This window comes from Streptomyces sp. NPDC001832, assembly GCF_040297265.1.
GTDB lineage: Bacteria > Actinomycetota > Actinomycetes > Streptomycetales > Streptomycetaceae > Streptomyces.
This window is the reverse complement of the sequence record NZ_JBEOYU010000019.1, coordinates 52,576-76,536: the sequence shown is the minus strand read 5'-3', so window position 1 is coordinate 76,536 and position 23,961 is coordinate 52,576. Positions and strand designations below refer to the sequence as shown.

At 68.5% G+C, this 23,961-nt stretch carries 20 protein-coding genes; 13 read left to right on the top strand and 7 right to left on the bottom strand.

The genetic code is table 11. From position 1 onward, the window contains the following. Positions 1-17: 17 nt before the first annotated feature. The 4 genes from ABT115_RS17350 to ABT115_RS17335 all read right to left on the bottom strand — a co-directional run bounded on the left by ABT115_RS17350 (position 18) and on the right by ABT115_RS17335 (position 3,363). On the bottom strand, positions 18-929 hold the full coding sequence (locus ABT115_RS17350) for an amino acid ABC transporter permease (protein ID WP_351790030.1): 912 nt from the start codon (positions 927-929) through the stop codon (positions 18-20). Continuing rightward, positions 926-1,591 (bottom strand): amino acid ABC transporter permease, encoded by a 666-nt coding sequence (locus tag ABT115_RS17345; RefSeq protein WP_351790027.1) that lies wholly within the window; start codon positions 1,589-1,591, stop codon positions 926-928. The genes ABT115_RS17350 and ABT115_RS17345 overlap by 4 nt, the downstream gene beginning before the upstream one ends. A gap of 74 nt (positions 1,592-1,665) precedes the next feature. After that, the gene (locus tag ABT115_RS17340; RefSeq protein WP_351790024.1) at positions 1,666-2,511 is read right to left on the bottom strand and encodes a glutamate ABC transporter substrate-binding protein; all 846 of its coding nucleotides are present in this window, start codon (positions 2,509-2,511) and stop codon (positions 1,666-1,668) included. Between the two features lie 66 nt (positions 2,512-2,577). Beyond that, a complete protein-coding gene (locus ABT115_RS17335; protein WP_351790021.1) occupies positions 2,578-3,363 on the bottom strand; it encodes an amino acid ABC transporter ATP-binding protein in 786 nt (261 codons plus the stop codon). 354 nt (positions 3,364-3,717) lie between these two features. Between ABT115_RS17335 and ABT115_RS17330 the strand changes: the two genes are divergently transcribed. Further along, positions 3,718-4,410, top strand: coding sequence for a response regulator transcription factor (locus ABT115_RS17330; protein WP_351790018.1), 693 nt, complete (start codon positions 3,718-3,720; stop codon positions 4,408-4,410). Positions 4,411-4,425: 15 nt separating this feature from the next. Further along, complete coding sequence (locus tag ABT115_RS17325; protein ID WP_351790015.1) at positions 4,426-5,820, top strand: sensor histidine kinase; 1,395 nt, start codon at positions 4,426-4,428, stop codon at positions 5,818-5,820. Positions 5,821-5,878: 58 nt separating this feature from the next. On the opposite strand, the gene ABT115_RS17320 is transcribed toward ABT115_RS17325, so the two are convergent. Further along, a complete protein-coding gene (locus ABT115_RS17320) occupies positions 5,879-6,877 on the bottom strand; it encodes a TAXI family TRAP transporter solute-binding subunit (RefSeq protein ID WP_351790013.1) in 999 nt (332 codons plus the stop codon). A 235-nt stretch (positions 6,878-7,112) separates the two neighbouring features. Between ABT115_RS17320 and miaB the strand changes: the two genes are divergently transcribed. Both miaB and ABT115_RS17310 read left to right on the top strand, forming a co-directional pair. Further along, positions 7,113-8,606: a tRNA (N6-isopentenyl adenosine(37)-C2)-methylthiotransferase MiaB gene (gene miaB, locus ABT115_RS17315; RefSeq protein ID WP_351790093.1), complete on the top strand. Its 1,494-nt coding sequence runs from the start codon at positions 7,113-7,115 to the stop codon at positions 8,604-8,606. A 62-nt stretch (positions 8,607-8,668) separates the two neighbouring features. Further along, the gene (locus ABT115_RS17310) at positions 8,669-9,382 is read left to right on the top strand and encodes a class III extradiol dioxygenase subunit B-like domain-containing protein (RefSeq protein WP_351790011.1); all 714 of its coding nucleotides are present in this window, start codon (positions 8,669-8,671) and stop codon (positions 9,380-9,382) included. A gap of 92 nt (positions 9,383-9,474) precedes the next feature. On the opposite strand, the gene ABT115_RS17305 is transcribed toward ABT115_RS17310, so the two are convergent. After that, positions 9,475-9,762, bottom strand: a complete 288-nt coding sequence (locus ABT115_RS17305) for an antitoxin (RefSeq protein ID WP_351790009.1) — start codon at positions 9,760-9,762, stop codon at positions 9,475-9,477. Between the two features lie 295 nt (positions 9,763-10,057). Between ABT115_RS17305 and miaA the strand changes: the two genes are divergently transcribed. The 6 genes from miaA to hflX all read left to right on the top strand — a co-directional run bounded on the left by miaA (position 10,058) and on the right by hflX (position 18,131). After that, on the top strand, positions 10,058-10,996 hold the full coding sequence (gene miaA, locus ABT115_RS17300) for a tRNA (adenosine(37)-N6)-dimethylallyltransferase MiaA (RefSeq protein WP_351790006.1): 939 nt from the start codon (positions 10,058-10,060) through the stop codon (positions 10,994-10,996). Between the two features lie 107 nt (positions 10,997-11,103). Further along, positions 11,104-11,541 carry a hypothetical protein gene (locus ABT115_RS17295; protein WP_351790090.1) on the top strand — a complete coding sequence of 146 codons (438 nt, stop codon included), beginning with the start codon at positions 11,104-11,106 and terminating at the stop codon, positions 11,539-11,541. Positions 11,542-11,689: 148 nt separating this feature from the next. Next, positions 11,690-12,574: a diaminopimelate epimerase gene (gene dapF, locus ABT115_RS17290; protein ID WP_351790003.1), complete on the top strand. Its 885-nt coding sequence runs from the start codon at positions 11,690-11,692 to the stop codon at positions 12,572-12,574. Between the two features lie 190 nt (positions 12,575-12,764). Next, positions 12,765-14,918: a RelA/SpoT family protein gene (locus tag ABT115_RS17285; RefSeq protein WP_351790000.1), complete on the top strand. Its 2,154-nt coding sequence runs from the start codon at positions 12,765-12,767 to the stop codon at positions 14,916-14,918. A gap of 96 nt (positions 14,919-15,014) precedes the next feature. Further along, positions 15,015-16,469 (top strand): M1 family metallopeptidase, encoded by a 1,455-nt coding sequence (locus tag ABT115_RS17280; protein ID WP_351789997.1) that lies wholly within the window; start codon positions 15,015-15,017, stop codon positions 16,467-16,469. 141 nt (positions 16,470-16,610) lie between these two features. Continuing rightward, the gene (hflX, locus tag ABT115_RS17275; protein ID WP_351789994.1) at positions 16,611-18,131 is read left to right on the top strand and encodes a GTPase HflX; all 1,521 of its coding nucleotides are present in this window, start codon (positions 16,611-16,613) and stop codon (positions 18,129-18,131) included. A 113-nt stretch (positions 18,132-18,244) separates the two neighbouring features. Here the strand turns inward: hflX and ABT115_RS17270 are convergent, their stop codons facing one another. Beyond that, positions 18,245-19,456 (bottom strand): trypsin-like serine peptidase, encoded by a 1,212-nt coding sequence (locus ABT115_RS17270; protein ID WP_351789991.1) that lies wholly within the window; start codon positions 19,454-19,456, stop codon positions 18,245-18,247. 328 nt (positions 19,457-19,784) lie between these two features. Between ABT115_RS17270 and ABT115_RS17265 the strand changes: the two genes are divergently transcribed. From ABT115_RS17265 to ABT115_RS17255, 3 genes are read left to right on the top strand one after another with little or no spacing between them, the layout of a single operon-like run. After that, positions 19,785-21,164 carry a diaminobutyrate--2-oxoglutarate transaminase family protein gene (locus ABT115_RS17265; RefSeq protein WP_351789988.1) on the top strand — a complete coding sequence of 460 codons (1,380 nt, stop codon included), beginning with the start codon at positions 19,785-19,787 and terminating at the stop codon, positions 21,162-21,164. Between the two features lie 29 nt (positions 21,165-21,193). Further along, positions 21,194-23,083 (top strand): IucA/IucC family protein, encoded by a 1,890-nt coding sequence (locus ABT115_RS17260; RefSeq protein ID WP_351789985.1) that lies wholly within the window; start codon positions 21,194-21,196, stop codon positions 23,081-23,083. Positions 23,084-23,127: 44 nt separating this feature from the next. Next, a complete protein-coding gene (locus ABT115_RS17255; protein WP_351789982.1) occupies positions 23,128-23,934 on the top strand; it encodes a GNAT family N-acetyltransferase in 807 nt (268 codons plus the stop codon). Positions 23,935-23,961: the final 27 nt, after the last annotated feature.

The window sequence follows — 23,961 nt, the reverse complement described above, 5'->3', positions numbered from 1 at the left end:
CTGATTTCGACGAGCCGTCAGACGGCACGTCCGTCATCGACTTTGAGCACCGGAGCATCAATGGTCTCCGGACCGCCCCCGGGTCCGGCGCCGACCATCGCACCGCTGCCCTTCTTGGTGCGCCGGAGCCGCCGTTCCAGCCAGCTCGCGAGAGACGTGAGCGCGAAGTTCACGACGACGTAGATCACGGCGACGACGGTGAAGCACGCGATGGTGTTCGCGCCGTAGTTCGCACTCATCGGGCGGACCGATGCCAGCAGTTCGGGGAAGGTCAGCACCGCACCACCGAGCGCGGTGTCCTTCACGATCACGACGAGCTGGCTGACGATCGCGGGCAGCATCGCAGTCACCGCCTGCGGCAGCAGCACGAACACCATGGTCTGGCCCTTGCGCATGCCGATCGCCTTGGCAGCGTCCGTCTGACCCTTCGGAAGCGAGTGGATTCCGGCCCGCACGATCTCGGCGAGCACCGAGGCGTTGTAGAGGACCAGGCCGGTCACCACGGCGTACAGCGGTCGTACATCCGTGCTGATGTTCGTGTACTCGGCGTACACCGCGTTCGCGGTGATCATCAGGATCAGTACGGGGATGGCGCGGAAGAACTCCACGACCACGCCGGCGGGCATGCGCATCCACCGGTGGTCCGAGAGCCTGCCGATCCCGAACAGGGCGCCGAGCGGCAGCGCGATGATCAGGGCGAAGAACGCCGCCTTGAGCGTGTTCTGGACGCCCGGCCAGATGTACGTTTCCCAGGGCTGAGAGCTGGTGAAGAAGGGCTTCCATTTGATCCAGTCGAGCTGGTGCTTGGCAGCGAGGCTGTCGTACACCCACCACACCGCAGCTGCGGCGCACAGGACGAACAACACCGTGTACAGGACGTTGCGCTGCTTGGCGCGCGGTCCCTGGGCGTCGTAGAGGACGGAACTCATCGCTTCACCGCCACCTTCTTGCTCACCCAGCCGAGGATCAGGCCGGTCGGGAGGGTCAGAACGATGAAGCCGAACGCGAAGACGGAGGAAATCAGGATCAGTTGCGCCTCGGCCTCGATCATGCTCTTCATCAGGTACGAGGCTTCGGCGACCCCGATCGCGGAGGCGACCGTGGTGTTCTTCGTCAGCGCGATCAGCACATTGGACAGCGGATTGACGACTGCGCGGAATGCCTGCGGGAGGACGATCAGCCGCAGTACCTGGGTGAAGCTCAGCCCGAGGGCACGTGCCGCCTCCGCCTGTCCCACCGGGACCGTGTTGATGCCGGAGCGCAGCGCCTCACACACGAAGGCGGAGGTGTAGGCGATCAGGGCGAGCACCGCGAGCCGGAAGTTGATGTCCGTGAAATCGCTGGCGCCGAGGCTGATGTTCAGGGTCTGGAAGAGCCCCAGAGACGAGAACACGATGATCACGGTCAGGGGAATGTTCCGGATCACGTTCACATAGGCGGTTGCGAAGCCGCGCATCAGGGGGACCGGGCTGACCTTCATGCCGGCCAGCAGCGTTCCCCATATGAGGGAGCCGAGAGCGGAGTAGACGGTGAGCTGCACCGTCACCCAGAAGGCCCCCAGCAGGTCGTAACCTTCAAGAAAGTCGAACACGATCTCCCGCGCTTCCGCGTGTAGGAGGGCACGGCGCGCCGCCGTCAGCGGTGGCGCGCCCGGTCAGCCCTGCTTCACTTGACGATGTTGCCGATCTTCGGGGCGATCTCGTTCTTGTAGTTCGCCGGACCGAAGTTGGCCTCCACGGCCTTGTCCCAGGAACCGTCCGAGACCATCTTGGTGAGCGCGTCGTTGATCTTCTTCTTGAGGTCGGCGTCGCCCTTCTTCAGGCCGATGCCGTAGTTCTCGTTGGTCATCTTGAAGCCGGCCAGCTTGAACTTGCCCTGGTTCGCCTGCTGTGCCGCGTATCCGGCCAGGATGGAGTCGTCGGTGGTCAGCGCGTCGACAGCCTTGTTCTCCAGACCGCTCAGGCACTCCGAGTAGCCGCCGTACTCCTGGAGCTGGGCCTTCGGAGCCAGCTTGTCATGGACGTTCTGCGCCGAGGTCGAGCCGGCGACCGAACACAGCTTCTTATTGTTCAGGTCTGCCGGGGACTTGATCGAGTCGTCGTCGGCACGGACCAGAATGTCCTGATGCGCCAGCAGGTACGGGCCCGCGAAGTCGACCTTCTGCAGCCGCTCGTCGTTGATCGAGTAGGTGGCGGCGATGAACTTCACGTCACCGCGCTCGATCGCCGTCTCACGGTCGGCGCTCTTGGTCTCCTTGAAGTTGATGTCCTTGGCGTCGTAGCCGAGTTCCTTGGCGACGTACGTGGCGACATCGACATCGAAACCGGTGTACTTGCCGTCGGGCGTCTTCAGACCGAGGCCCGGCTGGTCGATCTTGATGCCGATCGAGATCTTGTTGCCGCCGCCCGAACCGTCCGAGCCGCCGTCCTTGTCGTCGGAACCACAGGCGGTGGCGGTCAGGGCAAGGGCGAGCACGGCGGCCGAGGCGGCGGTGACCTTACGAAGCTGCATGATGAATTTCCCTAGAGTTGACGCGATGTGAGATCAGCCGGTCCGGTATCCGGCGTGAAGAGCCAGTCAGTGGTGAAGGATCTTCGACAGGAAGTCCTTGGCCCGGTCACTGCGCGGGTTGTTGAAGAACTGGTCGGGTGTGGCCTCTTCGACGATCTTTCCGTCCGCCATGAAGACGACCCGGTTTGCGGCCGAGCGCGCGAAACCCATCTCATGGGTGACGACGACCATCGTCATGCCGTCCCGGGCAAGCTGCTGCATGACCTCCAGCACCTCATTGATCATCTCCGGGTCGAGCGCGGACGTCGGCTCGTCGAAGAGGATGACCTTGGGGTCCATCGCCAACGCTCGGGCGATCGCAACGCGTTGCTGCTGACCACCGGAGAGCTGGGAAGGATACTTGTCGGCCTGTGTCGCAACGCCCACCCGGTCCAGCAGTGAACGGGCCTTGTCCTCGGCAGCCTTCTTGTCCGTCTTGCGGACCTTGAGCTGGCCCAGCATCACGTTCTCGAGCACCGTCTTGTGCGCGAAGAGATTGAACGACTGGAAGACCATGCCGACATCGGCACGCAGCCTGGCCAGTTCCCTGCCCTCCTTGGGCAGCGGCCTGCCGTCGATCGATATGTCGCCCGAGTCGATCGTCTCCAAGCGGTTGATCGTGCGGCACAGCGTGGACTTCCCGGACCCGGAGGGCCCGATGACGACCACGACCTCGCCACGGGCGATGGTCAGGTCGATGTCCTGGAGCACATGCAGCGCGCCGAAGTGCTTGTTGACGTTGCTCAGTACGACAAGGTCGTTCGCCGCAGGTGCGGCGTCCTCGGCGCCCTTGGTCACTGAAACTCCGCTCATCGGCTTCTTGCTCCGTCCTCCTCGGTTGGGCAGGACCCTAGTGACGGGGTGCGACCAGCGTCATCACATCTGAGCGGAAATTGAGGATAACGATCCGGCGGCGACAGGACACTCCGCGTGAACGGGACGGCGGTTGAGACGCCCGGAGCGTACCGGGTGGATAACAGATGGCTCGATGCGGTGGGCGGGCCCTTGACTGGCGTACCGGTCATCGGAGTGGATGCCCTGGTACGCCATGACGTGAAACACCTCGGTACGGGGAAGTGACGAAGGGCGTACGAGAAACCACACCGACACACACCGGCGCCGCACTGACCAAGGAACGGCGCGCCGCATCTTCGGAAAGGGGGGCCCATGAGACTGCTGCTCGTCGAGGACGACAACCACGTCGCCGCCGCCCTCTCCGCGGTCCTCGCCCGGCACGGCTTCCAGGTCGTGCACGCGCGCAGCGGCGAGGAGGCCCTGCAGGCGCTGCTGCCCACGGACAGCGAGCCCTTCGGTGTGGTGCTCCTCGACCTCGGTCTGCCCGACCAGGACGGCTACGAGGTGTGCGGGAAGATCCGCAAGCGCACCTCAACCCCGGTGATCATGGTGACTGCGCGCGCCGATGTCCGGTCGCGGATCCACGGCCTCAACCTCGGGGCCGACGACTACGTGGTCAAGCCGTACGACACCGGCGAGCTCCTCGCCCGTATCCACGCCGTCAGCCGACGCAAATCGGCAGGTGAGGACACCGCGCCCACGCCCGTCACCGCCCTGCACCTCGGCCACGTACACATCGAGCTGCCGACCCGCCGGGTCAGCGTCGACGGTTCGGAAGTCCAGCTCACCCGCAAGGAGTTCGACCTGCTCGCGCTGCTCGCCCAGCGCCCCGGTGTGGTGTTCCGCCGGGAGCAGATCATCAGTGAGGTGTGGCGCACGAACTGGGAGGGGACGGGACGCACGCTCGAAGTGCATGTCGCGTCCCTGCGTTCCAAACTGCGGCTGCCCGCACTGATCGAGACGGTGCGCGGGGTCGGCTACCGCCTCGTCGCCCCGTCCGCGTAGAGGCGTACGTCCCAGGTGCGCACCCGGCTGCTTCCCCTGCTCATCATCCTCATGGCGAGCGTGCTGCTCGCGCTGGGCTTCCCACTGGCCGTCAGCGTGGCAGCCGCCCAGCAGCAACGCGTCGTCATCGACCGCATCGACGACACGGCACGCTTCGCCGCGCTCGCCCAGTTCATCGCCGAGGGGACCCCCGGTTACGACGAGCGGCGCCGCACCCTGCGCACCGAACTCGACACCTACGCATCGGTGTACGGCATCCGCGCCGGTGTCTTCTACCGCGACGACAGTGCCATGGCGAAGGCCCCGGCCGACTGGCAGCTCCCGATCGAGGGGGAGGGGAGAGAGGCCTTCAAAGAGGCGCTCCTGGGGCGTCGCAGTCACGATCCGCCGCAGGTCTGGCCCTGGCAGCAGGGCAGGGTCGTCGTCGCCTCACCCGTCGTACGGGACGGCGATGTCGTGGCCGTCGTGGTCATCGACTCGCCCACCTCCGAAATGCGCGCACGCACGCTGCGCGGCTGGTTGCTCATCGCGGCCGGCGAAGTGCTCGCGATGCTGGTGGCGGTCGGTGCCGCGATCCGGCTCACCGGCTGGGTACTGCTGCCCGTACGCACTCTGGACGCGGCCACCCACGACATCGCCAGCGGCCGGATGAGATCCCGGGTCGCGGCCCTGGGAGGGCCGCCGGAACTAAGGCGCCTGGCCCGCTCGTTCAACGAAATGGCCGACAACGTCGAGGACGTGCTGGAGCAGCAGCGCGCCTTCGTCGCCGACGCCTCGCACCAGTTGCGCAACCCCCTTGCCGCGCTGCTGCTTCGGATCGAGCTCCTCGCGCTCGAACTTCCCGAGGGCAACGAGGAGATCGCTTCCGTGCGCACGGAGGGCAAGCGCCTCGGGCAGGTCCTGGACGACCTGCTCGACCTGGCGCTGGCCGAACACGCCGCGGCTGATCTTCAGCTCACGGACATAGGCGCGCTCACCGCTGAACGCGTCGCTTCCTGGCGGCCGGTCGCCGAGGAGAAGGGAGTACGGCTCACGGCGGACGGCTCATCCGCCGTGACCGCCTGGGCAGACCCCATCGCCCTGTCGAGCGCCCTCGACGCCATCATCGACAACGCCCTGAAATTCACGCCCGCCGACGAAGAAGTCCTCGTCACGGTCGCCTCCGGCCGCGATGACGTCACGGTCGTCGTCGCCGACCGCGGACCGGGCCTCACCGAACAGGAGATGGAGCGCGTCGGAGACCGCTTCTGGCGCAGCGCCCAGCATCAGAACGTGCAGGGTTCCGGACTCGGGCTCTCCATCTCCCAGGCCCTTCTGGCGGCGGGCGGCGGCTCTCTCAGCTACGCCGCCCATGAGCCGCACGGGCTGCGGGTGACGGTGTCGGTGCCGCGCCAGGGCCCGCAGGGCTGAGAGGCTGTCGGGTGAGTGCCCGGCGCGGGGGCCGGGCTCGACCGAGCGGTACTGGGGATCAGGGCTTGACCGAGCGGTAGTAGCGCCTCGCCCCTTCGTGCAGCGGCAGCGGATCGGTGTAGATCGCCGTACGCAGATCAACCAGCTGGGCCGCGTGCACCTCGCGCCCGATCCGGTCCCGGCTGTCGATCACGGTCCGGGTGAACGCCTCCGTCATAGCCGGATCCGTACGGTCCGTGGTCACCAGCACATTGGCGACCGCCACCGTCGGCACCGCCTGCCCTTGCTGCGCGTTGCGGTAGGCATCGGCGGGCATCACGGCCGACCGGTAATAGCGGGCGGACCCGCCCACGGCCTGAAGCTCCTTGACCAGCGAGGCCTCCAGCGGCACCAGCCGGATCGCAAAGCGGTCCGACAGCTCCTGCACCGCGGAGGTGGGCAGCCCGCCGGACCAGAAGAACGCATCGAGCAGGCCGTTCTCCAGCCGCGTCGGCATGGTGTCGATACCGTCGGGAACCGGCGTCACATCGGTCGCGGGATCGAGACCGGCAGCCGTCATCAGCCGGTCGGCGACCAGCCGTACCCCCGAACCCGGCTGCCCCACCCCGACGCGCTTGCCGGCCAGGTCCGCTACCTTCCGCACCTCCGAGTTCCGGGGCACGACCAGCTGGATGTAGTCGTCGTACAGCCGCACACAGCCCCGCAGCCGGTCGGCGCCCGGCTTGCCGTCGCGCAGATAGGTGGCCAAGGCATCGGTCGTGGCGATGGTGAAGTCGGCCTTCCCGGTCGCCACCCGCGCGATGTTCTGCTGCGAGCCCTCACTGGTCTGCAGCTGTATCGACACCTGGGGCAGATCCTTGGCCAGGTCCCCCTTGAGCCGCTCCCCGTAGCGATGGTAGACACCGCTGCGTACGCCGGTGCTGAAGGTCAGCGTGCCGTTCGGCGCCGGCTCCCCGAGCGGGAGCAGCCACCACAGCAGCAGCCCGAGCACGACGACGAGGGCGGCGCACGCCTGAAGGGTGCGCCGTCGGCCGATACGGGACAGTGCCTGGAGCATGGCGGCGATCCTGCCAGCCCGCCGGGGCGATGACCAGGGCCGGGCCCCGGCGGCCCGGAGCCGCTTTCCCCGAACCCGGGGACAGGATCCGTGAGCCCGGCCGGAGAGGTATTCATCGTTGCGGCCCGATCGGAGCCCTTACGGCGGCCTGGTGCACGATAGCGAGCGGGCTCTCTACGGTGCACCAGGCCGTTACCCTGGACGGGTGAGCGGCAACGACGTGGCTGGTGGAGCGGTGGACGGTTTGAAGACGTACGAGGTGCGCACCTACGGGTGCCAGATGAACGTCCATGACTCCGAGCGGCTGTCGGGGCTGTTGGAGGGCGCGGGTTATGTACGTGCCGCCGAGGGCTCCGACGGCGACGCCGACGTCGTCGTCTTCAACACCTGCGCGGTGCGGGAGAACGCCGACAACAAGCTCTACGGCAATCTCGGCCGGCTCGCCCCGATGAAGACCAAGCGGCCCGGCATGCAGATCGCCGTCGGCGGCTGCCTGGCGCAGAAGGACCGCGACACCATCGTCGAGCGGGCCCCCTGGGTGGATGTCGTCTTCGGTACGCACAACATCGGCAAGCTGCCGGTGCTGCTGGAGCGCGCCCGTATCCAGCAAGAGGCGCAGATCGAGATCGCCGAATCCCTGGAGGCATTCCCCTCCACGCTCCCCACCCGCCGCGAGTCCGCCTATGCGGCGTGGGTCTCCATCTCCGTCGGCTGCAACAACACCTGCACCTTCTGCATCGTTCCTGCGCTGCGCGGCAAGGAGAAGGACCGCCGCACCGGCGACATCCTCGCCGAGATCGAGGCACTGGTCGCAGAGGGCGTCTCGGAGATCACCCTGCTCGGCCAGAACGTGAACGCGTACGGCTCCGACATCGGCGACCGGGAGGCCTTCTCCAAGCTGCTGCGCGCCTGCGGGAAGATCGAGGGCCTGGAGCGGGTCCGTTTCACCTCGCCGCACCCCCGCGACTTCACGGACGACGTGATCGCGGCGATGGCCGAGACGCCCAATGTGATGCCCCAGCTGCACATGCCGATGCAGTCGGGCTCGGACACGATCCTCAAGGCGATGAGGCGCTCGTACCGGCAGGAGCGCTTCCTCGGCATCATCGAGAAGGTGCGTGCCGCGATGCCGGACGCCGCCATCTCCACCGACATCATCGTCGGCTTCCCCGGCGAGACCGAGGAGGACTTCGAGCAGACCCTGCACGCGGTCCGCCAGGCGCGCTTCGCCAACGCGTTCACTTTCCAGTACTCCAAGCGCCCCGGAACCCCGGCGGCCGAGATGGAGGGGCAGATCCCCAAGGAGGTCGTCCAGGAGCGGTACATGCGCCTGTCCGCCCTCCAGGAGGAGATCTCCTGGGAGGAGAACAAGAAGCAGGTCGGCCGAACGCTGGAGATCATGGTCGCGGAGGGCGAGGGCCGCAAGGACGGCGCCACCCACCGCCTCTCCGGCCGCGCCCCCGACAACCGCCTGGTCCACTTCACCAAGCCGGACGAGGACGTGCGTCCGGGCGATGTGGTGACCGTCGAGATCACCTATGCCGCCCCGCACCACCTGCTGGCCGAGGGCGTTCCGGTGGGTGTACGGCGGACCCGGGCCGGGGACGCCTGGGAGAAGCGCACCGCCACCGAGGCCGCCAAGCCGGCCGGAGTGATGCTGGGTCTGCCCGGTATCGGCGCCCCGGCGCCGATACCGGCCGCTGCTGCCCCCGGCTGCGGCTGCGACTGACGCCGACGGGACGCAGACGGCGGCCGACGGGCGCATCGCACCCAAGCAGTACGCTGCGCACCATGCTTGTCGCCGCCGCTGTCTGTCCCTGCCCGCCCCTGCTGGTACCCGAGGTCGCCGCCGGTGCCGCGCCCGAGCTCGACGCCTTGCGGGACGCCTGCGCCGATGCGCTCGGCGTGTTGGCTGCTTCCCGGCCCGATCTGCTGATCGTGATCGGGTCCGCAGACCACGAGGGGCGTGGCCCGCATCCCGAGGGGGCCACCGGAACCTTCAAGGGCTTCGGCGTCGGCCTCGGTGTACGGCTGGGGCGCGACAAGGGGCCGGTGGCGGACCGCCCGCTTCCGCCGTCCCTCGCCGTCGGCGCCTGGCTGCTGGCCCGCGCACAATGGGCGAAGGCACCGGTTGAAGGGCTCGGCGTGGGGGAGCTGCTGGGAACCGCTCGCTGCACGAGCACCGGGCGGGACCTGGCCGCCAGGGCGGACCGGGTGGCCCTGCTGGTGATGGGCGACGGCAGCGCCTGCCGGACGCTCAAGGCACCGGGCTATCTGGACGACCGCGCCGAAGCGTTCGATGCGGCGGCCGCCCAAGCGCTGGGCACGGCGGACCCCGACGCGCTGATCGCGCTGGACGAGTCACTGGCGCGCGAACTGAAAGCGGCGGGCCGGGCGCCCTGGCAGGTGCTCGCGGGCGCGGCCGAAGGTGCAGGCCTGGGCGGACAGCTGTTGTACGAGGATGCTCCGTACGGCGTGGGCTACCTGGTCGCCACCTGGTGCTGAGCCCCGTCCCTACGCTTGCCCGAGCCGATGCGGCCGACGGCCGTGCAGCGTCGTCGCTCCACGGCCGTCCGTCGGGCTTGATCAGTTGGTGTTCAGGAAGCGGGCGGGGTACCGGGCGGCGTACCGGGTGGCGGCGTACCGCCCTCCTCGTGCTTGGTACTGCCCTCGTCGTGCTTGTGGGACAGGCGCTCGACCGCGTCCTTGGCCTTCTTCGTGCCGGACTCGATCTTGTCGCTGTACTTGCCCTTGGTCTTTTCGTCGACCGTCCGTGCGGCCTTGTCGAGCCCTTGGTCGATCTTGTGCCCGTGCTGGTGGGCGAGATCGCCGACCTTGTCCTTGGCGGGGCTCAGTTTGGCCTTCAAATTGTCCAGGAAGCCCATCGGGCACCTTCCCTGCTGGGGGACTAGGGTCGGGCGTCCTCTCCTGACCTCGCTGCCGACGGCCTCATCAAGAAACCCTGAGGGCGAACGGCAAACCGTGAAAAAACGCCCCTATTCACTTATGAATTCTAGTGGTACGGGCGAAGATCTGCGCCGCTCGCAGCGTCGCCCCCCGCCACTTGCCTGCCACGTGGCCGGGGCGGGAGGCTTGTGGCCGGAGGGGCAACGACTCCTGTTCGGAGCCGGTCACCTCACTCGTTCCGGAGGAGGACCGGAGGTTTGCGAGACTGGGGCGGTGAGAAGTTCAGCTCCCGCACCGCGGGTCATCGCCGTCGTCGGTCCCACTGCAGCCGGAAAGTCCGATCTGGGGGTATTCCTTGCTCAGCAGCTCGACGGCGAAGTGGTCAACGCCGACTCCATGCAGCTCTACCGGGGGATGGATATCGGCACTGCGAAGCTGACGCTCTCCGAACGCGGCAGCGTTCCGCATCACCTGCTGGACATCTGGGACGTCACCGAGACCGCCAGTGTCGCCGAGTACCAGCGGCTGGCCCGCGCCGAAATCGATCGGCTGCTCGCCGCGGGCCGTACACCCGTTCTGGTCGGCGGCTCCGGGCTCTACGTGAAGGGCGCCATCGACGCCCTGGAGTTCCCCGGCACGGACCCCGGCGTACGGGCCAGGCTGGAGGAGGAACTGGTCGAGCGCGGCTCCGGGGCACTGCACGCCCGGCTCGCCGCCGCCGACCCCGAAGCGGGCCGGGCCATCCTGCCCAGCAACGGCCGCCGAATCGTCAGGGCTCTTGAAGTCATCGAGATCACCGGCAAACCCTTCACCGCTAATCTCCCCGGTACCGATGCGGTGTACGACACCGTCCAGATCGGCGTCGACGTGGCCCGCCCCGAACTCGATGAACGCATCGCGCTGAGGGTCGACCGGATGTGGGCGGCCGGACTCGTGGACGAGGTGCGCGCCCTGGAGGCGCACGGTCTGCGCGAAGGGCGGACCGCGTCCAGGGCGCTCGGCTACCAGCAGGTGCTTGCCGCGCTGGCCCAGGAGTGCACCGAGGACGAGGCGCGTGCCGAGACCGTACGCGCCACCAAACGATTCGCGCGCCGTCAGGACTCATGGTTTCGTCGCGACCCGCGGGTCCACTGGCTGAATGGCGCCGCTGAGCACCGCGGGGAACTTCCGCACCAGGCGCTGGCGTTGGTCGAAGGAGCGGTTACAGCCTGATCACGTGATGGCATCGGGAAGCCCTGCCCGTCATTTCGGCGGCCGGGAGCGTGCCATCATCGAGCATCGATCGACCAGTGGAGTCCGAGTTGGGAGGGCGCGTGGCGATGGAGGCCGGCCCTCGCGACACAGAACAAGACGCACCGGACACGCTGCACGATGCCGGACGCTTGAGCCCCGACGGGCCCGATGAGCTCGAGGTGACCCCCGAGGTCGAGGTCGAGCTGCGGCCTGCGTGGCGTCTGCGCATCTGGCAGCTCGCGCCGATCGTCATGCTCGCCGCCCTGGGATCGCTGATGTTCGCGTTCCCGCTGGCCTTCGAGTTCGGCGACGGCGGCGTGGTCGTCGCCATGCTGGGCCTGCTGATCAGCTGCTGCGCCGCGGGCTGGGGCATGATGGCCGCCCGCCGCGTGGGTTACACCTGGCCCGGGCTGCCGCAGCGGGGCTCGGGCGAGCGGTCCGACTGGCGCGTGATCGCGCTGTACGTCGTCGTGTGCGCCGCAATGGTCGCACTGGCCGTCTGGCGTGTGGCACGGCTCCGCTGACGGACGCGGCGGCGCCGCCGGCGTGAACCCCGGCTTCCGTCCGGTGCGCTGCCCGGCTCCTGCTCCGGTGTCATGCCGGACCCTGTCCGGTGCACCGTCTCGCAGGCCGGTTTCGTCGGCTGTCGGTGCCGCCTCGTACAGTTGCCCTGTGAGCACCTCGCAGATCACCTTCCTCAAGGGCCACGGCACGGAGAACGACTTCGTGATCGTTCCCGACCCGGACAACGCCATCGACCTGCCCGCCTCCGTCGTGGCTCGCCTGTGCGACCGCCGGGCCGGTATCGGCGGTGACGGGCTGCTGCACGTCGTACGGTCCGCCGCGCACCCGGAGGCGCGGGCCATGGCGGGCGAGGCCGAGTGGTTCATGGACTATCGCAACGCCGACGGTTCGACCGCCGAGATGTGCGGTAACGGCGTACGGGTCTTCGCCCACTATCTGCAGCGTGCGAAGTACGTCGAGGAGGGCGATCTCGCCGTCGCGACCCGGGGCGGTGTGAAGAAGGTGCACATAGCCAAGGGGGGCGACATCACGGTCTCCATGGGGCGCGCGCTCCTTCCCGAGGACGGCGTCACGGTCAGCCTGGGCGGCCGCAGCTGGGAAGCCCGCAATGTGAACATGGGCAATCCGCACGCGGTCGCCTTCGTCGACGACCTGGCGCACGCCGGCAGTCTGCTCTCTGTGCCGCCGTTCAGCCCCGCGGCCGTCTACCCCGACGGCGTCAACATCGAATTCGTCGTGGACCGCGGACCGCGACATGTCGCGATGCGGGTCCATGAGCGCGGCTCGGGCGAGACCCGCTCCTGCGGTACGGGCGCCTGCGCCGTGGCCGTCGCCGCGGCCCGCAGGGACGGCGTCGACCCCATGGAGACCGGCACCCCGGTCACATACACGGTCGATCTGCCCGGCGGCACCCTCATGATCACCGAGCGGCCGGACGGCGAGATCGAGATGACCGGAGCCGCCGTGATCGTTGCCGAGGGCCGGATCGACTCTGCCTGGCTCGAAAAGGCGACCGGCAAGGTTTGCCCGTAAAGGAGCGGCGGCCGGTGCGTGTGATCGCAAGGCGGCCGGAAGCTCTTGGAGCTTCGCTCGAATGGGTGATCCGTTTCACGCTGAGCGAGAGCTGGTCTCCGCCACGTGGTGGGCTCGGTAAAATCAAGCACCGGCCCGGTGGTGCGTCCGCACCCCCCCCACCGCCGGTCGATGCCGCCGGAGGTGCCCCATGAGCGCAGAGGCCACCAACCCAGGTGCTCCCATCCGCAGACGGGGCCGTCCCCGGATCGATCTCCGCAGGCTCGGCCGCGTCGCGCTGCTCGGCCCCGTCTCCCGCGACCGGCTGCCCGACGCGATCGGCCATGTCGCCGAGGCCCACAGGGTGCACCACCCGGATGCCGACCTCTCCATCCTGCACCGGGCCTACGTACTCGCGGAGTCCTCGCACCGCGGACAGATGCGCAAGAGCGGGGAGCCGTACATCACGCACCCGCTCGCCGTCACGCTGATCCTTGCCGAACTCGGCGCCGAAACCACAACACTCACGGCCTCACTGCTCCATGACACCGTCGAGGACACCGAAGTGACTCTCGATCAGGTGCGGGAACAGTTCGGCAAAGAGGTCTGTTACCTCGTCGACGGCGTTACCAAACTCGAAAAGGTCGACTACGGAGCGGCGGCCGAACCCGAGACCTTCCGTAAGATGCTGGTCGCCACCGGAGACGACGTCCGGGTGATGTCGATCAAGCTCGCCGACCGGCTGCACAACATGCGCACCCTCGGCGTGATGCGCCCCGAGAAGCAGGCCAGGATCGCCAAGGTCACCCGCGACGTGCTGATCCCGCTGGCCGAACGGCTCGGCGTACAGGCCCTCAAGACCGAGCTGGAGGACCTCGTCTTCGCGATCCTCCGCCCCGAGGAGTACGAACACACTCGCGCACTGATCGCCGCCTCCGCGCAGCCGGATGCCTCCGGCGCCGCGGCGCCCCAGGACCTGCTCGCCGCCGTCGCCGAGAATGTCGCAGCGGCGCTGCGGGAGGCCGACATCCCCGCAGAAGTCCTCATCAGGCCGCGCCACTACGTCTCCGTGCACCGGGTCAGGATCAAACGCGGCGAACTGCGCGGCACCGACTTCGGCCGGCTGCTGGTTCTCGTCGGCGAGGACGCCGACTGCTATGCCGTGCTCGGTGAACTGCACACCTGTTTCACGCCGGTGATCTCCGAGTTCAAGGACTTCATCGCCGCACCCAAATTCAACCTGTACCAGTCACTGCACACCGCGGTCGTGGGCCCCGACGGGGCGGTCGCCGAGGTCCTCATCCGTACGCACCGGATGCACAAGGTCGCCGAGGCGGGCGTCATCGCCCTCAGCAATCCGTACGCCGCGGACAGCGGCTCAGCGCTGCAGTCCGCCGAACCCGCGGACGGAGAGCGAGCGGACCCGACCCGGCCCGGCTGGCTCTCCAGGCTCCTGGAATGGCAGCAGTCCGCCCCGGACCCGGACACCTTCTGGACCACACTCCGCGCCGACCTCGCCCAGGACCGGGAGATCACGGTCTTCCACACCGACGGCGGCACGCTCGGGCTCCCCGCCGGAGCCAGCTGCATCGACGCCGCCTACGTGCAGTACGGGGACGAGGCACACCGCTGCATCGGCGCCCGGGTCAACGGACGGCTGGCCACCCTCGGCACCATACTGCGCGACGGCGACACCGTGCAGCTGCTCCTCGCCGAGGACGCCACCTCCGGCCCCTCGCCCGACTGGCTCGACCACGCCCGGACCCCCGCTGCCCGTATCGCCATCACCGGCTGGTTGGACGCCCATCCCGAGGGTGCCCGGGGCCCGCACAGCAGCAGGCCCGCGGCGCCAAGGCCGGAGCCACAGCTTCAGGAAGACACCGGCCCCGGTCACGCCAGGTCCGCGAGCCGCATCGCGAGCGTCGTGGTGGACCGGCCGGATGCCACCGTGCGACTCGCGGGCTGCTGCACCCCCGTACCACCCGACGCCGTCACCGGATTCGTCGTGCGTGGCGGCGCCGTCACCGTGCACCGGCTGGAGTGTCCCGCGGTGGCCCGGATGCAGTCCGTCGGCCGGGTGCCGATCTCGGTGAGCTGGGGCGACGAGGCCGGGTGCCGGGTCACCCTGGTCGCCGAGTCCTTCGGACGGCCCCGGCTGCTCGCCGATCTCACCGAGGCGATCGCGACGGCGGACGCGGCGATCATCTCGGCCACCGTCGAACCACCCAGCGAACAGCGAGTCCGGCACACCTACACACTGCAGCTCCCCGATGCCGCCGGACTGCCGTCGCTGATGCGCGCGATGCGTGACGTACCCGGGGTGTACGACGTGAGCCGCGCCCAGCATCCGGCCGCCACCTTCTGACCCCGCCGCGCAGCGCCATCTGCCACAGCGATCTCGTTCGAGTGGCGTGGCGCGCGCCGCACCTGCCCAGGTGGGAGTCGCTGGTAGCGGTAGTCCATGCCGATCATCTCCCGCCGTCTGCGGACCGCTCTGCTGGCCACCGCATCGGCCGCCCTCGTTGCTGCCGCCCTCCCCTCACCCGTGCCGCTCGGCATCGGCGACCCACTCTTCCCGCATCTCGGCAATCCTGGGTACGACGTTCTCTCGTACGACATCGGACTGACCTACCACGGCAGCAACAGCAAGCCGCTGGATGCCGTCACCAGGATCGACGCGCGGACCACCGAGCCGCTGGACCGGATCAACCTCGATTTCGCCCGGGGCACTGTCCGCACGGTCGAAATCAACGGTCAGCGCGCCGACTTCGCCGTGGCGGACGAGGACCTGGTCGTCCAGCCCCCCGGCCGGCTTCAGGCCGGAGCGCCGCTGCACATCACCGTCCAGCACACCAGTGACCCGAACGACGGCAAGGACAGCGGCGGCTGGCTGCGCACTGCCGATGGTCTGGCCATGGCCAATCAGGCCGACGCCGCGCACCGGGTCTTCCCGAGCAACGACCATCCCGCCGACAAGGCGTACTTCACCTTCCGGATCACCGCACCCAAGGACCTCACGGTGGTCGCCAACGGCCTGCCCGCCGGCACGGCCCGACAAGACGCCGAGACCACTTGGACCTACCGGACCGAACACCCCATGGCCACCGAACTGGCCCAGGTCACCATCGGCCGCTCCGCCGTCCTGAAGCGCACCGGGCCGCACGGACTGCCGGTACGCGACGTGGTGCCGAGCGCCGACCGCGAGCAGCTGGAACCCTGGCTCAGCAAAACACCCGGTCAGCTGGAATGGATGGAACGGCAGGTCGGCCGCTACCCCTTCGAGACATACGGACTGCTGGTCGCCGCCACCGACACCGGCTTCGAGCTGGAGACCCAGACGCTCTCGCTCTTCGAACGGTCCCTGTTCACCCGGACCGCCTTCCCCAAGTGGTACGTCGAATCGATCATGGTGCACGAACTCGCCCACCAATGGTTCGGCGACAGCGTCTCCCCGCAAGCATGGTCCGATCTGTGGCTCAACGAGGGACATGCCAGCTGGTACGAGGCCCGCTACGCCGAGGAACACGCCAACAAGCCACTGGAAAGCCGGATGCACGACGCCTACATCAGGTCCGACGGCTGGCGCGCCGCGGGCGGCCCGCCGGCCCGCCCCGACGTTCCGGCGCCCGGACACAAGCTCAGCCTGTTCCGGCCGGTGGTGTACGACGGCAGCGCACTGATCCTCTACGCCCTGCGCCAGGAGATCGGAGAGGCCGCCTTCGACCGGCTGGAGCGGAGTTGGGTGAAGGAGCACCAGGACTCCAATGCCGCCACCGCGGACTTCGTCCGGCTGGCGTCACAGACCGCGGGCCGCGACCTGACCTCGTTCTTCGACGGCTGGCTGTACGGCAAGAAGACCCCGCCGATGCCGAGGCATCCGGACTGGCACAGTGCCAAGCCCGACGGACAGCGATAAACCCGGATGACGGGCCCGGCGGACCATGCCACTATCGAGGGGTCGCCGCGGTGGCCGGACCGGACTCCCGACAGCGGGAATCATCGGGAGAGGTCACGCGTTGTGACTGATGTAACGGACTTCCATCGACGTAAGGATCCAATGACCTCCTCTTCTTCCCTTCCCCAGGACGCGCAGGACGCGCAGAGCGCTACGGAGAATGTCACCGAGAGCCTCACCGAGAGCCTTCGGGCCGACGCCCTGATGGAAGAGGACGTCGCCTGGAGCCACGAGATCGACGGAGAGCGGGACGGCGAGCAGTTCGACCGCTCGGAGCGCGCCGCTCTGCGGCGTGTGGCGGGACTCTCGACCGAGCTCGAGGACGTCACCGAGGTCGAGTACCGGCAGCTGCGCCTGGAGCGTGTGGTGCTGGTCGGTGTCTGGACCTCGGGGACCGTGCAGGACGCGGAGAATTCCCTCGCGGAGCTGGCCGCGCTTGCGGAGACGGCGGGCGCCCAGGTGCTCGACGCCGTCTTCCAGCGCCGCGACAAGCCCGACCCGGCCACCTACATCGGCTCGGGCAAGGCGCTGGAGTTGCGCGACATCGTCCTCGAATCAGGGGCCGACACCGTCGTCTGCGACGGTGAGCTCAGCCCCGGCCAGCTGATCCATCTGGAAGACGTCGTCAAGGTCAAGGTGGTCGACCGGACCGCCCTGATCCTCGACATCTTCGCCCAGCACGCCAAGTCCCGAGAGGGCAAGGCGCAGGTCTCGCTGGCACAGATGCAGTACATGCTGCCGCGGCTGCGCGGCTGGGGCCAGTCGCTCTCCCGTCAGATGGGCGGCGGCGGTTCCAGCGGCGGTGGCGGCATGGCAACCCGCGGTCCCGGTGAGACCAAGATCGAGACGGACCGGCGTCGGATCCGCGAGAAGATGGCGAAGATGCGCCGGGAAATCGCGGAGATGAAGACCGGCCGCCAGATCAAGCGCCAGGAGCGCAAGCGCAACAAGGTGCCCTCGGTCGCCATTGCCGGCTACACCAATGCGGGCAAGTCCTCGTTGCTCAACCGGCTGACCGGTGCGGGCGTCCTGGTGGAGAACGCACTGTTCGCCACCCTGGACCCGACGGTGCGCCGGGCCGAGACGCCGAGTGGCCGGATCTACACCCTGGCCGACACCGTCGGGTTCGTACGGCATCTGCCGCACCACCTCGTCGAGGCGTTCCGCTCCACCATGGAGGAGGTCGGTGAAGCCGATCTGATCCTGCATGTGGTGGACGGCTCCCACCCGGTGCCGGAAGAACAGCTCGCCGCGGTGCGCGAGGTGATCCGCGAAGTGGGCGCGGTGGACGTGCCAGAGATCGTGGTGGTCAACAAGGCGGATGCGGCCGATCCGCTGGTGCTGCAGCGGCTGCTGCGCATCGAGAAGCACGCGATCGCCGTCTCGGCGCGTACCGGCGCAGGTATCGACGAACTGTTCGCACTCATCGATACCGAACTGCCTCGGCCCTCGGTCGAGATCGAGGCACTGGTCCCGTACACCCGTGGCGGCCTGGTCTCCAGGGCGCACGCCGAGGGCGAGGTGATCTCCGAGGCGCACACGTCGGAGGGCACCCTGCTCAAGGCGCGGGTACATGAGGAACTGGCAGCCGAGCTCTCCGCGTTCGTTCCCGTGGCGCACTGACCGCAGCACGGTACGCCTCAGTACGGACCGAAGGCCCGCTCCCGACGGGGGAGCGGGCCTTCGGGCTTGCGGCCGTCACCTTCGCACCATTCTGGCCGGGTGACGGTCCGTCGTCACTGCCCCGCGTACTTCTTGCTGACGGACTCGTAGATGCCCTTGGCTTCCTTGCCAAAGCGTGGTCCGGCCAGCCAGCCGGCCGTCGCCGGGCCGATGGAGGTGTTCGAGACCAGCGCGGGCTTGCCGTCCTGGCCCTCCGCGACCCAGCCACCACCGGAGGAGCCGCCCGTCATGCTGCAGCCGATGCGGTACATCGTGGGGTCCTGCGCGGTCAGCGAGAGCCGGCCCGGCTTGTCCGCGCACTGGAGGGCCTTCTGGCCGTCGTACGGCGGAGCGGCCGGGAAGCCGGTGGCCGTCATGCTGTCGATCTCCGGCACGGCCGGCGCGTTGAATTCGACTGGCAGCGCGGAACCCACCGTCTCCTCCAGGGACTTACCCGCCGCGCCCTTCTCAGGCGTGACATGCAGCACCGCGAAGTCGTACGGGGCGCCCTGCCCGCCGGTCGAGGAACCCTGCGAGATCCACTGGTCGGACGTCTGCGCCCACTGGCCCCACCACACGCCGTAGGGCGCGATCTCCTGCTTGGTCGCCTTCTGCAACTCTGCCGTCGACATACCGCTGTTGTTGTACGACGGCACGAAGGCTATGTTGCGGTACCAGCCGCCCTTCTTGCCCGCGTGCACACAATGCCCCGCGGTCCACACCAGGTTGGACTTTCCGGGGTGTGCCGGGTCCTTCACCACGGTCGCGGAGCAGACCATGGAGCCCTCGGGGCTGTCGAAGAACAGCTTCCCGGATTCCGCGGCATTGGTGTGGTACGGCGTACGGACACCAGCGGCCTGGACCGGCGCGGGCGTCGGGTCCGTCACGCCCACGTCACCCGAGATGTCATTGTCGACCGGCCTCTCCGGCGACTTGTCGGCATCCCGCATCCGGTCCGGGTCCCAGAGGTCCTCGATGATCGGGTTGACGAAGTCCTTGGCCTCGCGCAGCCACTCGTCCTTGTCCCAGTTCTTCCACTCGCCGTTCTTCCACTGGTCGAGGTCGATCCCGTGCTCCTTGAGCCGGTCCTTCAGGTCGTCCGGAATAGTGATCTCGCCGTCCGAGGCCTGGCTGGCGGCGCTGCTCGCCTTGTCACTGGCGGTGTCCTCACCCGGACCGCAGGCAGTTGCGGTGAGCGCAAGGGCCGCAGTGACCGTGGCCACGGCGAGCACCGAGGGACGTGCGCTCCCCCGACGTGCGGTGAGAACTGGCCGAATGAGTCGCATGTAGTGATCCCCCTGGGACTTCGAAACTCAACACGTATGTACTGCACTTCGGAGCTGCTCCGAGCCAACTGCTCCGAACGGCCTGAGGACTCCCGAAAATTGGACCGAGACCTCCGTGCGGCCACCACTATGCCGGGGCCGAGGGGGACGGCACGCACCAGGGTCACGGTTCCGCCTCCGCAAGGATCTTCGGATTTACCCGTGATCCCCGGCGTCCGGCGTCGTTGGTACGACGAGGGACTCGAGGGCGGCGTTCATCCGCACAGTCCGTCCATGTGTCGATGTACTGACGTGCAACGCAATCGTTACAGCGGGAGGACCAACAGCCGTGGCCGTGACCGAACCAGCTCCGGTGGCAGCACCGGCGGTGCACGAGGGGATCCTGCGCCGCCAGTCGCTGCGCGAATCCGCCGCCCGTACCTATGCGCGTTCACTGCCGATCGTGCCGGTACGCGCCCGTGGGATGACCATCGAAGGCGCGGACGGGCGGCGATACCTCGACTGTCTCTCCGGGGCCGGCACTCTGGCGCTAGGGCACAACCATCCGGTGGTCCTGGAGGCGATCAAGAAGGTGATCGCCTCGGGCGCACCGCTGCATGTGCTCGACCTCGCCACGCCGGTCAAGGACGCCTTCACCACGGAGCTGTTCGCCACCCTGCCGCGGCAGTTCGCCGACAATGCCCGGATCCAGTTCTGCGGACCGGTCGGTACGGATGCCGTCGAGGCAGCATTCAAACTGGTCCGTTCCGCGACCGGTCGCAGCGGACTCCTCGCCTTCACCGGCGCCTACCACGGGATGACGGCAGGAGCCCTTGCCGCCTCGGGCGGCGCCGAGGACGTACGGGTGACGCGTCTGCCCTTCCCGCAGAACTACCGCTGCCCCTTCGGTATCGGCGGCGAGCGCGGCGCGGAGATCGCCGCCCGGTGGACCGAGAACCTCCTGGACGACCCCAAGGGAGGCGCACCCACGCCGGCCGGGATGATCCTCGAACCGGTGCAGGGGGAGGGCGGTGTGAACCCCGCCCCCGACAGCTGGATGCGCCGAATGCGCGAGATCACCGAGAACCGGTCCGTCCCCCTGATCGCCGACGAGGTTCAGACGGGCGTCGGCCGTACCGGTGCATTCTGGGCGGTCGAGCACAGCGGGATCGTGCCCGACGTAATGGTGCTCTCCAAGGCCATCGGCGGATCCCTCCCGCTCGCAGTGATCGTCTACCGCTCCGAACTCGACACCTGGCAGCCGGGCGCCCACGCCGGCACCTTCCGGGGCAACCAGCTCGCGATGGCGGCGGGCACGGCCACCCTTGCCTTCGTGCGGGAGCACCACCTCGCCGAGCGCGCCGCGACACTCGGCGCCCGGATGGTCGCACGCCTCCAGGCACTGGCCACGGACCACCCGTCCATCGGGGACGTCCGCGGGCGGGGCCTGATGATCGGGGTGGAGCTCGTCGACCCCGAGGCCGCTGCGGGGAGCGACAGGCCCGAGCCACCGCCCGCCCCGGTTCTGGCCGCCGCAGTCCAACAGGAATGCTTGCGCCGCGGCCTCATCGTCGAACTCGGCGGACGCCACTGTGCCGTCGTACGCCTGCTCCCTCCCCTCACGCTCACCGACGAACAGGCAGCAGCGGTTGTGGACCGTCTCGCCGACGCCCTGTCAGCTGCCGAGCGCTCGCCGCACCGCCGAACCACGACCGGGTCGGCTCGCTGACCCCGGACACCCTCACAAGGAAGACCGCCGTGAACCCCACTCCCGCGCCCCAGGCCGACGGCTCTCCCCCCACCCAACAGCGAGGACAGGCCGGACTCACCGGCGATCTCGTCGTCGAGCAGACCACCGTGCCCCGCCAGATGGCGGCACCACACGACGAGCGGTACGCCCCGAAGGCCACGTTCACCTGTGCGGCACCCCTCGACCTCCTCGACCATCCGGATCCGCTGCGGGCCGCCGACACCGCGGGCGTCGAGAATCTGCTCCGCTGCTGGGTCCGGGAGAACGACCTGCCCCGGCCGGGCGGGGACAGACTCCGCATCCCGCTCCCCGCCAGCGGGACCGCTCTGCTCGTCCCCGTTCTCTACTGGTCCGCCACGGGCTGGCACCGCTTCGGCATGCCTGCCCTGGAGGGGGCACCCGAAGGAGCACCGCCCACCGACGCCGTCACGGTCGCCGCTCTCCTGGGCCGCGAGTCCGACCGCCACGAAGGCGCCGACATGGTGGCCCGGGTCGCCGACTCCGTACAGCGGACGGCCGGCTTCATCGCCGAGCGGCGCCGCACCCCCGGCGCCCCGGCCGAAGCGGACCTTTTCCTCACCGCCGAGCAGTCACTTCTCCTCGGACATCCGCTCCACCCCACCCCCAAGAGCCGAGAAGGCCTCTCGGACTCCGAATCCCGCCTCTACTCACCCGAGTTGCACGGCTCCTTCCCGATGCACTGGATGGCTGTCGACCGGTCCGTGCTGGCCACCGACTCCGCCTGGACCGACACAGGCCGTCCCGTGTCGGCCACGGAACTGATCACCTCCCATGCGGAAGGACTGCAACTCCCCGACAACACTGCGCCGATTCCGCTCCACCCCTGGCAGGCCCGCGAACTCGGACACCGGCCCGAAGTCGCCGCCCTGCTCGACGCCGGACTCCTGCACGACCTCGGACCGCACGGGAAGCACTGGCACCCCACCTCATCCGTCCGTACTGTGCATCGACCCGGTGCCGAGGTCATGCTCAAGCTCTCCCTCGGCATTCGCATCACCAACTCCCGTCGTGAGAATCTCCGCAAGGAACTCCACCGTGGAGTGGAGGTCCACCGGCTGCTCCGGAGCGGACTCGCCGCACAGTGGCACGCCGTCCACCCGGGCTTCGACATCGTCCGTGACCCCGCCTGGCTCGCTGTCGACGGCCCGGACGGCGAGCCGGTCGCGGGCCTCGACGTGATGCTGCGCCACAACCCGTTCGGTCCGTACGACGACGCGGTCTGCATCGCCGCGCTCACCGCCCCGCGCCCCTGGCCGGACCGGACGGGCATGCATACGCGCATCGCCGAGATCGTGATCTCCCTGGCCGCTGCCACCGGAAGAGCAGTGGGAGCCGTCGCCACCGAGTGGTTCCTGCGTTACCTCGACCGCGTCGTACGCCCCGTGCTCTGGCTCGACGCCCACGCAGGCGTGGCCCTCGAAGCCCACCAGCAGAACACCCTGGTGCTGCTCGATCCCCACGGTTGGCCCGTCGGCGGCCGGTACCGCGACAATCAGGGCTACTACTTCCGCGAGTCCCACCGTGCGGCACTGGAGCACCGACTCCCCGGCATCGGATCGGCCAGCGACACCTTCGTCTGTGACGCGGTCACAGACGAGCGCTTTGCCTACTACCTCGGCATCAACAATGTGTTGGGCCTGATCGGGGCCTTTGGTGCCCAGCACCTCGCCGACGAACGCGTGCTCATCGCCGCGTTCCGTCGATTCCTCGGCTCGGCCGCCGCGCTGGGCTCCCCGCTGCCCGCACATCTGCTGGAAAGCTCCCACCTGCGGTGCAAGGCCAACCTGCTGACTCGGCTTCACGGACTCGACGAACTCGTCGGGCCTGTCGACACCCAGTCCGTCTACGTCACCATTGCCAACCCCCTATGTGTCTGAGGGAACATGACCACCGCCTGAACCGCCGAGAGGAGAGCGACACCGTGGCTCCCGCCGATGCGCACACCGGCACCGGTACCGGCCCTGCCCCAGAGGCCGACAAAGCTACCGAGGATACCTTGGACCTGCCGCTCTTCGAAGAAGTCCACATGCTGTTCGGCGAGGACGCACCAGCCACCGCAACACGCCCCAAACCGCCGAACGCGTCCGCGTCATCCGAATCGGACGACGCGGGTCCGGCCGCAGGCACGCAGGCAATCATGAGCAGGCCGACCGCCTCGGATTTGCTCGACCACCCTGGCGACTGGGGACCGGTCACCACCCAGGCCGGAGTGTTCCAACTCGTCCCCGTGCGACTGGAACGTGATCTCGCCGTGATCAGCCGCTGGATGAACGATCCCGCAGTCGCCGCATTCTGGGCACTCGCCGGATCCGAGTCCGTCACAGCCGACCATCTGCGCCCTCAACTCGACGGCGACGGGCGCAGCGTCCCGTGCCTCGGCGTGCTGGCAGGCGTGCCCATGAGCTACTGGGAGATCTATCGCGCGGATCTCGATCCGCTGGCGCGTCACTACCCCGCCCGACCGCACGACACCGGAATCCACCTCCTCATCGGCGGTGTGAACAACCGCGGGCGCGGGGTCGGCACCACCTTGCTCCGGGCCGTCTCCGACCTCGTACTCGACAACCGTCCGCTGTGCGCACGTGTCGTGGCAGAGCCCGACCTGCGTAACACCCCTTCCGTCTCCGCCTTCCTCAGTGCAGGCTTCCGCTTCTCCGCGGAAGTCGAACTCCCCGACAAACGAGCCGCCCTGATGATCCGCGACCGAACGCACCGTGCCCAGCTGTGAACGATCTGCTGCATTGCCTATACCGCT